Source organism: Geminicoccus flavidas, from assembly GCF_009806515.1.
Lineage (GTDB): Bacteria > Pseudomonadota > Alphaproteobacteria > Geminicoccales > Geminicoccaceae > Geminicoccus > Geminicoccus flavidus.
Map to the genome: position 1 here is coordinate 1 of NZ_WUJP01000590.1, position 13,813 is coordinate 13,813.

The 13,813-nt window shown below is 60.8% G+C and carries 11 protein-coding genes; 9 read left to right on the plus strand and 2 right to left on the minus strand.

Annotated elements, in window-relative coordinates; translation table 11 throughout:
- From EQG76_RS16725 to EQG76_RS16765, 9 genes are all read left to right on the plus strand, one after another.
- Nucleotides 1-723, plus strand: a 723-nt coding sequence (locus tag EQG76_RS16725; RefSeq protein ID WP_159715475.1) for an alpha/beta fold hydrolase, incomplete at its 5' end; no start/stop codon positions are given.
- 340 nt (nt 724-1,063) lie between these two features.
- Nucleotides 1,064-2,530 (plus strand): undecaprenyl-phosphate glucose phosphotransferase, encoded by a 1,467-nt coding sequence (locus tag EQG76_RS16730; protein ID WP_159715477.1) that lies wholly within the window; start codon nt 1,064-1,066, stop codon nt 2,528-2,530.
- Between the two features lie 113 nt (nt 2,531-2,643).
- Nucleotides 2,644-3,729 carry a glycosyltransferase gene (locus tag EQG76_RS16735; RefSeq protein WP_159715479.1) on the plus strand — a complete coding sequence of 362 codons (1,086 nt, stop codon included), beginning with the start codon at nt 2,644-2,646 and terminating at the stop codon, nt 3,727-3,729.
- Nucleotides 3,729-4,919, plus strand: a complete 1,191-nt coding sequence (locus tag EQG76_RS16740; RefSeq protein WP_159715481.1) for a polysaccharide pyruvyl transferase family protein — start codon at nt 3,729-3,731, stop codon at nt 4,917-4,919. The genes EQG76_RS16735 and EQG76_RS16740 overlap by 1 nt, the downstream gene beginning before the upstream one ends.
- A 35-nt stretch (nt 4,920-4,954) precedes the next feature.
- Nucleotides 4,955-6,448 carry a right-handed parallel beta-helix repeat-containing protein gene (locus EQG76_RS16745; protein ID WP_159715483.1) on the plus strand — a complete coding sequence of 498 codons (1,494 nt, stop codon included), beginning with the start codon at nt 4,955-4,957 and terminating at the stop codon, nt 6,446-6,448.
- 121 nt (nt 6,449-6,569) lie between these two features.
- Nucleotides 6,570-7,688 (plus strand): glycosyltransferase family 4 protein, encoded by a 1,119-nt coding sequence (locus EQG76_RS16750; protein ID WP_159715485.1) that lies wholly within the window; start codon nt 6,570-6,572, stop codon nt 7,686-7,688.
- A gap of 51 nt (nt 7,689-7,739) precedes the next feature.
- Nucleotides 7,740-8,999 (plus strand): lipopolysaccharide biosynthesis protein, encoded by a 1,260-nt coding sequence (locus tag EQG76_RS16755; RefSeq protein WP_159715487.1) that lies wholly within the window; start codon nt 7,740-7,742, stop codon nt 8,997-8,999.
- On the plus strand, nt 8,996-9,610 hold the full coding sequence (locus EQG76_RS16760) for a serine O-acetyltransferase (RefSeq protein WP_159715489.1): 615 nt from the start codon (nt 8,996-8,998) through the stop codon (nt 9,608-9,610). Before EQG76_RS16755 ends, EQG76_RS16760 begins: the two co-directional genes overlap by 4 nt.
- Nucleotides 9,607-10,371, plus strand: a complete 765-nt coding sequence (locus tag EQG76_RS16765) for a GDSL-type esterase/lipase family protein (protein ID WP_159715491.1) — start codon at nt 9,607-9,609, stop codon at nt 10,369-10,371. The genes EQG76_RS16760 and EQG76_RS16765 overlap by 4 nt, the downstream gene beginning before the upstream one ends.
- 264 nt (nt 10,372-10,635) lie before the next feature.
- On the opposite strand, the gene EQG76_RS16770 is transcribed toward EQG76_RS16765, so the two are convergent.
- Both EQG76_RS16770 and EQG76_RS16775 read right to left on the minus strand, forming a co-directional pair.
- Nucleotides 10,636-11,721 (minus strand): acyltransferase family protein, encoded by a 1,086-nt coding sequence (locus EQG76_RS16770; RefSeq protein ID WP_159715493.1) that lies wholly within the window; start codon nt 11,719-11,721, stop codon nt 10,636-10,638.
- Between the two features lie 29 nt (nt 11,722-11,750).
- Nucleotides 11,751-13,229: a hypothetical protein gene (locus tag EQG76_RS16775; protein WP_159715495.1), complete on the minus strand. Its 1,479-nt coding sequence runs from the start codon at nt 13,227-13,229 to the stop codon at nt 11,751-11,753.
- Nucleotides 13,230-13,813: the final 584 nt, after the last annotated feature.

The window sequence follows — 13,813 nt, forward strand, 5'->3', positions numbered from 1 at the left end:
GGCCTGTGCGGCGCGCAATCGCAGCCGGCCGAGATCTTCCCGGCCAGCCCCGCCCTGCGCCGCCTGACCCTGGAATGCCGCGGCCACGGCGCCTCGCCTCCCGGCCCCCTCGACTGCCTGTCGATCCGCACCTTCGCCGACGACGCCGCTGCCTTCCTCCAGGCCAGCACCAGCCGCCCCGCCGTGGTTGGCGGCATCTCCATGGGTGCTGCCATAGCACTTCGCCTGGCCATCACCCGCCCGGACCTGGTCCGCGCCCTGGTCCTCGCCCGCCCCGCCTGGACCACGCGCCACGCTCCCGCCAACATGGCCCCGAACGCCCTGGCCGGCCGCCTCCTCGCCCGCCATCCGCCGGAGGTCGCCCGCCACCTGTTCCTCCAGAGCCCCCTGGCGACCCGGCTGCGCCGTCACGCTCCGGACAATCTCGCCTCCCTCCTGGGCTTCTTCGCCCGCCCGCCCCAGGCCGTGACCGCCGCCCTCCTCCAGCGCATCTCTGCCGACGGCCCCGGCATTGCGGAGGCCGACCTCGCCCGCCTCCAGGTCCCGACCCTGGCCCTCGGCCACGGCCTGGACCTGATCCACCCGCTGCGCCACGTCCGCACGCTCGCCCGCGCGATCCCCGGCGTCAGGCTCGCCGAGATCACGCCCAAGGCGGTCAGCCCGGAACGCTACCGCGCTGATTTCCGGGCGGCACTCGCCAGCTTCCTGATCGGCCTTTCCTGAACGCCGCCAGTCATTTACCGGTCATTCCTTACGCACATCCAGCTCCAAGCCCCAACTTGTCGCCTGGTTCCGGAAAACCTGCTGCGACACTGGCACCGCAGGCAATTGCTGCACTGCACTGTTGCGGTTCGATCGGCTTCGCCTAAAATACCCGCAGTTGATCAGAGGGAGCAGTCTCTCCTCATGTGAGAGGTTGCCGATCTTCGAAGGGTGCTGGTCGAAGTTTTCCCGCTGATCGTCGGAGGTCATTGGCCCCGTTGCCGGAAATGACGCGGTCCTGTGGCCGCGGGTCATGGGGCAGGTCTCAGCCGGCAACGACACCGTCAGCCCGAGGTCGAGCATGGCACCGCGTGCGATAGATGCCGCCGCCCCGGACGGCTTCCGGATCCTCCCGGACTCCCGCCTGCGCGGCCGCCTCGGCCGCCGGCTCCTCTCCCCGGTCCTGCTCACCCACCTCCTGCGCTTCGCCGACCTCCTCGCGATCTTCGCCGGCGCCCTGATCGTGCCCTTCGTCCGCGAGGGAGCCCCGAGCTTCGTCGCGACCGAGGCCTTCCTCCTCCTGGGCGTTGCCCTGTTCGCCAGCAACGCCTTCTCGCTCGCCGGCCTCTATGCCGAAGACCAGCTCCGCCGCACCGGCCGCCAGATCCGCTACGCCCTGGCGCTGTGGACCTTGGCCATGGTCCTGGGCGTGGCCATCCTGTTCCTGGCCAAGGTCTCCACCGACGTCTCCCGCGTCTGGGCATTCGGCTGGTTCCTCTCCACCGCCGCCCTCCTGGTCCTGATCCGCCTGGCGCTCACCCGCGCGGTCGCTGCCCTCAAGGAAGCCGGCTTCCTGCTCCGCCGCGTCCTGGTGGTCGGCAACGGCACCCACGGCCACGCCACGCTGGAGCGCCTGCGCAAGCACGACCAGGACACCCTCGTCCTGGGTTACCTGGAAACCGACCTCGACGCTCCACTCGGCCCCGACCAGGGCCGCTGGCTGTCCGGCTTCCTCCAGGCCAGGCGCGTCGAGCACGTGGTCATTGCGCTCCCCTGGTCCGCCACCGAGCGCGTCGCCTCCCTGCTCGGCAAGCTCCGCCGCCACCCGGTGAGCGTGAGCTTCCTGCCCGGCATCGACGCCAACGGCCGCGCCCTCCCGCTGCGCGGCATCACCACCTATGCCGACAGCCCCGCCCTGCGCCTGCTCGACCGTCCCCTCGACGAGCGCAAGTACCTCCTGAAATCCCTGGAAGACCGCATCCTGGGCTCGCTCCTCCTGGTCGCGATCTCGCCTCTGCTCCTGGCCATCGCCATCGCGATCAAGCTGACCTCCAAGGGCCCCGTCTTCTTCCGCCAAGCCCGCGTCGGCTTCCACGGCCAGCAGTTCCGCGTCTTCAAGTTCCGCTCGATGTACACCGACCTGTGCGACCGCCCTGACCAGGGCTTCGTCGCCCACACCAGCAAGAACGACCCCCGTGTCACCCCGCTCGGCGCCTTCCTGCGCAGGACCTCGCTGGATGAGCTGCCGCAGCTCATCAACGTGGTGCTGGGGGATATGAGCCTGGTGGGGCCACGGCCGCACGCGGTGGCGCATGACGATCACTACAGTGTTTTAATTGATGAATACTTGTCCCGGCACCGGGTGAAGCCCGGGATCACTGGGTGGGCGCAGGTAAATGGGGCACGGGGGGAGATCAGCGACCTCACTCAGATGGAGCAGCGGATCAGGTACGACTTGGAGTACATCGAGCGGTGCTCGGTTGGGTTCGATCTCTGGATCATGCTGCGGACGGTCGGCTTGGTCGCGAGCGACTCCAAAGCTTACTGAGCGGTGCCTTTCACCTACCTTGTCAGCTCAGTTCCTTCCTGACGCTGCCTGGACCCGTTGCAGGGTCTGCTTGCCGATCAACGCCTTAGCCAAGATGCAAGGATCTTGCCCGCATGGCTCGCAAGCCCGCAGTTCTTCATGTATCCGAAGCATTTGGCGGCGGCATTGTCTCAGCAATCGACTCCTATGTCCGTGCCACCAGCGACAGCTACGTCCACTACGGGTTCTTCCGAACCAGGGATGATCATAGGACGTCGGATGAAGATGGTATCCCATTCCGGGACACCCACCTCATGCAGGGCTCGCTGTTGAGCTTCTACAGGTCATGTCTTGAGGTCATTAAGCGTTTTGAGCCTGATTTGGTGCACTTTCATTCATCTGTGGCAGGCTTTGTCGGCAGGCTGTTGCCTCCAGTCAGGCCAGCGCTGATCTACAGTCCTCACTGTTATGGCTTCGAACGTTCCGACATCCCGCAGTTAGTGAGAACGGCGATCAAGTGGTTCGAGGCAGCGGCCGCGCCACGTCTGGCGGTCTTGGCAGCCATTGGCGACTATGAGGCGGAACTCAGCCGCAGGTTTCCGTTTCCGCCGAAGATCGTGACGTTGCGGAACGCGGTCAGCCTTCCCCCGAGAACCCTGCCCCCGGCAAAAGGACCACCTGGCGCCGTGACCGTGGGAATGCTGGGTCGCGCCAATGAGCAGAAGGGGGTTGACTTCTTCCTAAGTTCCATCAAGCCGCTCAAAGGAAAGAACTTCCACTTCAAGTGGATCGGCGGTGCCCATTCCTCCTGGGAAGCGCGGTTGATTGAAGCAGGAGTCGAAGTGACCGGCTGGGTCACCCGCGATCAGGCCCTGGCGCATCTTGAAGGCCTGGATCTCTATTTCCACACCGCCGCGTGGGAAGGGACACCGGTCTCTCTTCTTGAAGCCGCTCAGCTTCGTCGTCCGATCGTTGCCCGGGCCATTCCTCACCTTAGCGGTCTCCCGATCGGTTCGATGGTCCGTCATCCTGAGGAAGCCGCCAGGACAATGCTGGCCTTGCTGGATCCTGCGAAGCGCGCGGCGCTCGCGCGTGTCAGCGACCAGATCAGCGACTGCCATTCGATCCAGCGCCTCAAGGCATCGCTGCTCGACTGCTATGAGACGGCGCTCGCTGCACGGCGATCTGTACCCCAGCATTCTGCCGCACGAGTGTCCTGATGCCCCGCATTTTGATCCTGCACGCCTATAGCCGTCGGAACAGTGGCGATGGCTTGCTGGTGGACGAAACCGTCGCTGTGCTTCGCTCTGCCTTTGGGCCAAGTGCCGCGATTCAGGTCCTCGCTATCGATGCCGAGAGCTTTCGCGAACAGTATGATGTCGTGCAGATGCCCGGACTCGGCGACCGCCGGTCACTGCTGACGACGTTGAAGACCGCATGGGACCTGTCGGTGCAGGCCCTGGGCAAGCCCACGGCGGTCATAGTCGGTGGACAGCGTATCGAGCCCGACCTGATTGTGGGCGTCGGCGGCGGATATATGCGCGCCAAGAATCCGCTTGAAGCGTTGAAGTTTCTTCTGGCCCACCTGCCGCAACTGTTCCTGGCAAGCCGGGCGCAAGTGCCGGTACTGTACTTTCCGCAAAGCATCGGACCATTCATCTGGCCGCTGTCCGGGCTCATCCGGCAGCTCTTCGCGCGGATCGACCAAGTCTTTGTGCGGGACGACCGGTCGCTGCAGCTGCTGTCTGGTCTGAAGAGTTGTGAACGGTGTCCGGATCTGGCGGTCATCGCGATCGCGGAAGCTCTTCAGGACGCGCCTCGGGCTCCCTGTGCAGAACGGGCCCTGATCATCGCACGGGATCTGCCGATCCGCGGACGGGCAAGGCAGACCTACCTGTCCCGCCTAAATGAGTTGTTGGACGGCCTGTCTGGCGCGGAACTGATTGTTCAGGCGGAAGGTCGCGGCAATGACGACCGGGCCTTCTATCAGGCACATTGGCCTGAAAGGGGGCCGTTCCGGACCGTGAAGGATGCTCTGGCAGACGGCCTCGGCGGCGTGGTGGTGTCCGTGCGCCTGCATGGCGCGCTGGGCTCGATCTTGCGAGGATACCCCGCCGTCCATCTCACCTATGAGCGCAAGGGCTTCGGCGCGTATAGCGATCTCGGGATCAGGGAACTGGTCCACTCGGTCTATCATTTTGATCCTGATGCGGTGAAGCAGCAGGCGCAGGCGCTCATGCTCGAGTCATCGGATTTTTGGAACCGCATCGACCAGGCAGGCACGAAGGTCCGCATGGACGCGAGACGTCTCGTCTCGGTGGCGAGATCGGCCGTGGTGGCCGATGCGGCGCATGCTGGTCGCGCTGCCGTTCAACAGGGCCAGCTCGGCGACGAGCCCAGCCACACCTAGATGAGTTCGGCCATTTTTGTGGAGTCGGGAATGCCATGCGTCGCCGGTCCATTCTCCCGCTGTTAGTCGGCGTTGCCGCTCTGCCAAAGGCAGCCATGGCCTCGCCGCATGACAAAATCGTTTCGGTGAAGGATTTCGGCGCGGTAGGTGATGGTGAGACGGACGACAGCGCCGCCTTCCTGTCCGCGTTGGCGAGCGGTGCCAGGACCATCGTCGTTCCGGCGACCGAGCAGTGTTACCGGCTGCAACAGACCATCCGCCTGAACCGTGACGCCACCCTTGTCGGGGAGGGAGAACAGTCGTGCCTTCGTTTCGTGGGCGACTTCGGGCCATGCATCGAAGCGGCCGCTGACTGCACCTTGCATGGCCTTCGCCTCGATGGCGATGGTGAAGGCAAGAAACGACCTTCGCCCGGCGTGCGGGTCACCGCGCCTGGCGTTCGCATCATCGCCTGCATCGTCGAGAATGCACGCTCATTCAATATCGAGGTGCGATCCCGCAGTTGCGTGATCTCGGGCGGTATCCAGCGGTCCTCGCTGGGCACCGGCATCGGCCTGTTGGGTCCCGAGGCGACGGACGCGCTGATCGAGGCAGTCGAGTTCCAGCGGAATCGATACTTCGGCGTGTGGGTGACGCAAGGAGCCCACCGCAACACGGTTCGCCACTGCCGGACAGAAGGCAACGGCCTCGAATTGGTCGGCATCACTTTCGATTCCTATGGCAACACCATCGAGTGGAATGAGGTGTCCGGGTCCGGAGACAACGGAATCTCCGTCACCGGACATTCAAACCTGCTGTCTTTCAATCGTTGCATGAGCAATCGATTTCACGGCATTGGCGTATATGGTTCCTTCAATACCATTATCGGCAATCAGTGCTTCTCCAATGGCCTCAACTCGCTGAATGATACCAACGTCTTCTATGGCGGAATTTCGTTGATTTCATCGTTTGGAGGAGTAAGTCGCCTCAACATTCTCGACGGAAATGAATCGGGTCCGTCTGACAGCCAGGCGTGCAGCATCAAGTATTGGCCTCACGATTACCATGACTGGTCGGCTGAGCAGCTTATTCTTGGGCGGGATCCGTTTCGTATCGTAGGCGGCGACCTCTGCCGCGCAGCCAATGCGGCGCCTGGCTTCCGGATGCAGTCCGGATCACGTCGGCCGAGCTTTGAGGACAGCAGCCTGGCGAGCGACGGCCGGCTTGAGTGGCGCCGGCTGGCATCGGGAACGAGCCTGGATGGGGTTGAGGTTCCGGCTTGGCAGCCCGGTCTTGCTCTGGACGCGAACCGGTTCTGCCAGGTTGATGGTTTCGTCTACCTCAGCCGGAACTCCGGGATCACCGGCCGGAATTCCCCCAGCCATCGGGCAGGAAGCAGGAGTGACGGCGGAATTGACTGGGAGCTGGTCGGGAAGGTCGGCGGATCCCTCAATCCTTGGGGCAACCTTGTTCGTCCGCCATCCGGCTCCAACGCTGATTTGTTAATCCTCGGTCCACAAGGTCCACTCGATGTCTTCGAACTCCGATGAACCCCTGGACCGGCCGCACGATGCAGCGGGCGAGCGGGAGCTTGCGGTCCCAAGGCTAGTCTGTTGCACCATCATGGATGGCAGATTTACGCTGCGCGATGGCCAGCCCGCATCACACCACATGCACTATGATTCCTTCGCGCGGCATTTTCTCGAAGTATTCGACGAGTTGATCGTCGTCGGCCGCGTGTTCCCGGTGGAAGACCCTTCGGCACGCCCTGTGATAGGCCCGCGCGTGTCCTTCGTCCCAATTCCTGCCTACCGGGGCCCCGGCCAGTTCGTCAGGCAGGCGCCCCGAATTGTTGCGTTGCTCTGGAACCTCATGAAGCCGGGAACCGCCTTCGTCCTGCGTACTCCCGGGACGATCCCGTCGATCTTCGCGTTCCTGGCGAGGCTGCGCGGAGTGCCCTATGCCCTTCAATGCGTTGCCAACCCGCGCGACCAGTTGGGCAAAGGTGCAGTGAGGCATCCTCTTCGCCGGTTCTTCCAGCAGTTCTTCATCCGCAACCTCCAACGGCAATGCCGCGAGGCGGGCGTCACGAGCTACGTGACCAGAAAGGCGCTCCAGGCCGAGTACCCGCCTGGCCCGGGCAAGCCCACTTTCACTCATACCGATCTCGTGCTGGATGATGCGGCCTATCGGGATCCTGCTGAACGTCAGCCTCCCGCGCGTCATGCCGGGCAGCGGCCGTGGCGAATCGCGAATGTCGGGATGATGTCGCAGCTCTATAAGGGACAGGACATCCTGATCCACGCGATTGCGCGATGTGTCGAAGCAGGTCACGATGTCCATCTTACCCTTGTTGGCGATGGTCACTACCGCAGACATTTTGAGGAACTAGTTGCAGAGCTTGGCCTAGGCGGCAGGGTGACCTTTACGGGCACCCTGCATCAGGGTTCTGCCGTCCGGCAGATCCTCGATCTGGCTGATCTCTTTGTCCTGCCGTCCCGACAGGAGGGCCTCCCACGCGCCCTGCTTGAGGCAATGAGCAGGGGGCTGCCTTGCATCGCCTCGGATGTGGGCGGGAATCCGGAACTCCTTCAACCGCAGGCCATCGTACCGTCAGGTGACGCAGGTGTACTGGCCGATCGGATCGCGGCCTTTCTCAACGATCCCCACTGCATGGAAGTCCAGGCTGCAGCCAACTATGCCACCGCTCTGGAGTACCGCTTCTCAGCCGTGGCTGAACGCAGGTTCGCATTCTACCGGAGCATCCATGCGCTCGCCCTGCAGGCGTGACCATGTCCAACCCATTCTTGTCACGTCTGATGAACCTGCGGGTGGCGTGTCATGGCGCGTAAGGTCAATGCCATCTGCTCGGCGCTGGCGGTCGGATCGTCGGCTGCAGGACAGTGGCTGCTGCTGATCGGCATCTCCAAGGCATACGGTCCCTACTGGGCCGGCGTCTATGCGTTGGGCTGGGCGATCCTCTTCCCGATGTATCGCCTCGCCAGCCTGTCGCTCCGCGAGATCTTCTCCTCGAACTACGCAATTAAGGAACCTGGGGTCGCGGCCCTGCAGGTGCGTGGGCTGACATCTCTGGCCGCTGGTCTCGCATCACTGGCGATTCTCGTGGCAATCAGCCCCGAGGCCGTATGGTTCTTCACATTGATGACCCTCTGGCGCTTCATCGAATCGATCTTCGACTTTGCCGCCGGTCTCTACCAGCGCGAGGACCGCTACATCAGTCTCGCCACTTCGGCATTAATAAGGAATATCGCCCTTCCGCTGGCCTTCACATTGCTGCTCCTTCGTGGTTCTGAACTATATTCGACCTTCACGATCTTCGTCCTCGCCGACCTTGTGCTGCTCGCGGCCCTGGATCTCAGGCGCATCATCAGGTTGATCTCTCCGGCAGAGCCCGGTTTCTGGCCGTTCCTCACCCGGCATCTAGCGCAGCTGGACTGGGCGGCGGTCTGGAGCATCATCACCTTTGCGCTTCCTGCCGGTTTGGCTGTGTTCTTCGCCTCCCTGACGACGTCGGTGCCTCGGGTGGTCACCGAACTACAGCTGGGCAAGCATGAGGTCGGCGTACTCGCTGTGACGACGCAACTTACTTATGCGGCGGTGCCTCTCCTTGTGGCGTTGTGCCAGGCCCTGATGCCGAGCCTCGGCCGGGCAGTGCGCGACAACCAGTTCGGTGTGTTCCGGCGCGACAGCGCGCTCCTGGTCCTTTCGGCGCTAGCATGCGGTGCCGCGGTCATGATCTGGGCACTGACACCGTTGCGGGAATCGCTCGTGATCCTGCTGTTCTCGCAGGAGTTCGTCGTCGACCGTACGACCAGTGCAGTGCTGGCACTGAGCGCGGTGTTCGCGCACCTCAACGTAGTTTTGGGGCCGATCGCTCTGGCCAAGCAGCGCTACCGGCGCGAGGCCACGCAGAACGTCGCCGTGTTCGTGTTCGCGGTCGCCTTGTCGTGGCTTGGCGGCATCATGTTTGGCTTTCTTGGGATCGTGGGAGCTGTCTGCGTCGTGCAGTTATGTCGGTCCTTGAGCTTGTGCATCTGGTACGCGGGCCTCCTGCGACACCGGAACCTGCAGCTGTCATGAGTCTCGCCAGCGCAACTTCGCCCACAGTCAACCAGGGGACCGCGGCAATGTTGCTCAACGCACTCAAGCACGATGCGCAGGCGAACGGAGCCAAGGCCTCCTTAGGTGGCGTGCTCAAGCTTCTCCTGCTGCACAGTGGATTCCAGGCATTATTCTTCTACAGGGCGGAACTTGCGCTTCGGCGACGGGGCGCGGCCGGCAAGGCGACAGGCAGATTTCTACGGGCCGTCTCCGTCTGTCTGACGTCCTGCCACATCAGTCCGCAGGCCCGCCTGCATCCAGGGATCTCCCTCCCCCACGGGACCGGCATCGTCATCGGCGAAGGTGTTGAGATCCAAGGGAAGACCAGGATCTACCAACATGTCACTCTGGGACAGGACGGCCGAGGTGAGGCCGCCTATCCGGTCATCGAGGAGGGGGCGACACTCTACGCCGGGGCGTGTGTGCTCGGAGCAATTCGGATAGGCAAAGGAGCCGTGGTCGGTGCGAACTCCGTGGTTCTACGGTCCGTGGAAGAGGGTGTCGTCGCGGTCGGAGCGCCGGCACGAGCGGTTGGGCGGAGGACCAACGGAACCAAGAGGTCTCGGACAAACGGAGAGCTGACGGCGTGAGAGCCCGTAGCATCGCGATCCTGTTCTTCCAATTTTTCGGCATGCTTGCCTTGGCGCATCAGGTAGTTGCTGCGGATTGCCCGGATCCTGATCTAGGACCGGCTTCTACCACTGCCAGAAATGAGATCTGGAGAGCAGAAGTCGCGCGCCAAGCTCGTGAAGCCAGGAAGATCCAGCCCGAACTTATCTTGCTGGGAGATTCGATCACGGCACAACTCAAGTACCGGAGCGCCGACGTAGCGTTCTCGCTGTATACTGACGTGTTCACTACCTATAATTTTGCATCGAGCGGCGACAACACTTCAAATCTCTTGTGGAAGATCGAACACGGGGTCCTCGATAGGATCAACCCGTCTATTGTCATGCTCATGATTGGCACGAACGATCAAGCTTGCAAAAGGAGCAGGGAACTGGTGGAAGGTGCCATCGCCGTGATCGTTGGCTCCATCAGACAGCGACTTCCCCAATCGCAAATCGTTCTTCAGAGCGTGCTGCCACGTGAAGCAGACTTGATCGACATCCCGGCCCTGAATAATGCGCTTGAGAAACGGTACCGGGACAATCCTCAGGTTCATTTTGTTGATCTGACGGCATTGTTTAGTTCTGGCGGGAAGTTGCACCGTGAACTTTACAAGGAGAGTACCCTTGTACCTCCAAAGCCTCTCCTGCACCCGACAGCGAAAGGTGCGCGCCTCATCGCCGAGACGCTGATGCCTCTGCTTCAGCATTTGGTACAGTCAAATCACGACAACTCTGAATAAGCAAGGCTTAGCATTACCCTACGAGAAGCCGCACCTTCATCGAAGAACCGGCTTCCGAAGTATTTATCGCCGTCTTCATGCAACGCATCTTTTTCTTTGGCGCTCAAGAGACCAGGCGCAAGTTGCCTTGGCACTGCCCGGCCGCAGACCTTTCTGGCTCCACACCTTATTTAGCCTTACCCCGGCCCGACAGAATTTCAGACCGTATATCTCTCCTCTTTGCTCTTACTTGTTTAGCCGCCTGAGATGTCAAGTGCTTGGGCTTCAGCTGTTGCCTCGTTCTGCCGTCCGGAGGAACGGGAACCGAGGCGTGATACCCCTGATCATGTCGTAGGCAGGCTGCTCGATCAGGCGGTGCAAGATTGCAGCCACCACGACCGACGCCACAAAGCTCAGCGCGATGAAGATGCCCCCTCCCTCCAGATGGAGGCGGTGCCAGAACAGGCCAATCACGTTGATGGTAAATATGTGGGATAGGTAGAGCACATAGGATGCGTCCCCGCCGAAGCGGAGCAGATTATTGAGCGGCGACCGCTTCGGCTCGGGGCAAAGAGCAAAGCCTGCCGTGATGACCAGGGATGGCAGACCGGCTCCCAGAAAGCGGATCGGCCCGCTTGTCCAACCATTGCTGTGGCAGTAGGCCAGCATCATGAAGCCGGCCAGCACAACCGCGGCGCCGACTGCATTAGGCCACCGGACACCCTTGAGGTAGAGGTGAGCGAGAGCCGCTCCGTACAAAAACTCCAAGATGATGGGATCGCACCAGAACTTGAGCGGGCCTGGAAGGTCGAGGAACTGCCCGAGTGCTGTTAAGGCCATGAACGTTAAGACCAGCACAGGTATCCCGATGTGCCGTGGTGCCAACAACGCAATCGAAAAGATCACATAAAAAAACATCTCATAGTTAAGCGTCCAGCCAATCCCAAGAATGGGCTGTAATTTACCGAAAGCGTCCGGCCACGGAAAGAACAGGTATGAGGCAACAACATGAGCAGAGCCTATATCCGTATGGTTCATTCTGGACGCAAAAATTAGCATCGCGCCCAGGGTGAGCGACGTGAAGAACCAGTATGGCGGCACAATCCGTTGAAGCCGGCGTTTCAAGAACGTCGCGCTGAAGCCTGGCATGCCGAACCCATTCCTCCCAAGAAGGTACATGACGAACCCGCTTAGGATGAAGAAGATGTCGACGCCTCCTCCAAAATGGAACCAGTCGGGGCGAGGCAGATCGCTGACCGTCGTGATGCCGAGATCGACGGCTTCATGCCAGGAATGGCCGACCACGACCATGGAAGCCGCGATTAATCTTAGGAACTGAAGCGTATAGACGACGCCAGACGACTTGCCCATGGAACGTTCCTGCTGCAGTCGTGATTGGTTCAGGGAGCGGAAGCTTGATGCAGGCGCCCAACTGGTACTTGACGCGGGGAGAGCTTCATCCTCCGACGGCCAAAGACCACCAATAACGTCGGGAACAGGAAGTAGGTCATGATGAAGGTCGCGATGACATTGCTGTCGGCAAAAGTGAAGGTGGTTGGCAGGATACAGGCAGGAGCAATTAGGAGCCTGCGCAGGTCACCAGGCATTAAGCGCCACTGCAGCATGCGCACGAAACGGGCTACGTAGCCGACGCCTGCATAGAGCAGCGGCGCTAGGGCCAGCCCGAAGTTCAGGATTCCTTCACCGAGCAGGCCCACGAGGACATTAGTCATTCTTTCCTCGCTATAGCTGCCTGCGCCATAGAGTGCCTCGGTTTTCTCCTTTGCCGCAGTGGGAGGACGAGCAGGAAAGACAGACCGAGGAATCACAGCCAGTACGGCCGCCATATATGTTCTGCCCCACGCGTGCTCCAAATCGCCGCCTAGTTCCTTTGAAATAAGAAAAGCCTGCATGTCTGCTCTGCTGAAATCTCTTGTCATCGTGAACCGGATTTCGTCGTCGACATGCTTTCGAGCCAGAATCTCCTGTTGCGCGCTTTCATCGAAAATCGCGTTCAGACCTGCCAAGCCACCCTGCTTGTACCAATAGTAGACGTTCATCAACAGCATGACGCAGGATGCGCCGATCAGTAGCCATTTCCGTGCAACTGGCCGGACCATGAAGTGGTAGGTCGCGACACAGATGAAGATCGGATAGATTACTCTCGCACGGCTGCCAAAAGCTCCCGCCACGACGGCCGCAACGGTGATCGTAACCATGCAGTAAAGTATGAAGAACCCATTTGAACGGATAGCCTTGTACTTGCGCAAGAAGAGCAGCAGGCAAATCGGGAACAACACCGTGAACGCATTTGCGAACAGAAGAATTACACCCAACCCTTCGAATGGATCATAGGAATTTCGTCCCATTTCTGCGCGCATGTCGTAGGCAGCGGCAATGCCTGAGAGACCACCAAAGCGGGCAAACACAAGCACGACAGAGGCTGCACTGATAGTAAGAAAAATTACTGCCGTGATTGTAAGAGCTGTATTGTCAATAGCCCAGACATAGACACTTCGTCCCTTTATAGGCAAGTATTTCGTATCACGTACAAAGACATATACAGCTAATCCAAAGAAACTTATAATGCCCCATATACCAAACCAGTGCGGCCAGTCCAGGGATGGAAGACCAGGAAAGAAATTCCATGCAATCTGCATCATCGGGGCGATGTAGAAGCCATTGAAGAACAACAGGCCCGCAAGCGCAGCAGGGTCAAACGGGTCCATCTGGCCATAGGCCCACCGGACGAGATCACGGCCGATTAGGATGCCGCACATGGTCAGAGGGACCACGAACCAATGCAACAGCTCGGGATGCTGCAGAACAAGAAGCCCGGTGATGCATGTGCATATGAGGCTTGAGATGATGGTGTACATTGAGGAGGCGGCCTTTTAAGCAATGGGCACGCGAGCCTGCGGCAGCAACACGTTCTGCCGACATGGCGGAGTCCTACTCCAACCGGAGATGATGAAAGAAACCACAAAGGAGGCCTTTTTGCACTGCGGTATAACGCCTCTCGTGTCAGTTTATGGCCTCTCCCTCTCCAGGTAACCTAATGATCTTAGTTCGGCTCGCCTTGAAGACATTCGGTCTAGACCTGAATCCCGAAATTCACCGGGTGATGGCCCTTGTACCACTGGATGAACTTCGGCGGCCCCTCCTCCAGCGAGGTCTTGGGCTCGAACCCCAGGTCGCGCTGGCTGGCCTCGATGTCGGCATAGGTGGCCGGTACGTCGCCCGGCTGAGTTGGTACAGGCGGATCCCCAGCAGTGCCCGGGCGACATGAAAGCCGATGATGCCGGCGATACCGGTGACGAGGATGGTCATGGGATCTGTAAGCTTGAATGGATCTTGGGAACTCGTGCTTCCTCAGGCTGCCTTCATTTGCCGAAGCTTCTGCTCCCAGGCCCAGGCATGGGCGATGATCGTCTCCAGGTCGTCGAACTCTGGCCGGAAGCCC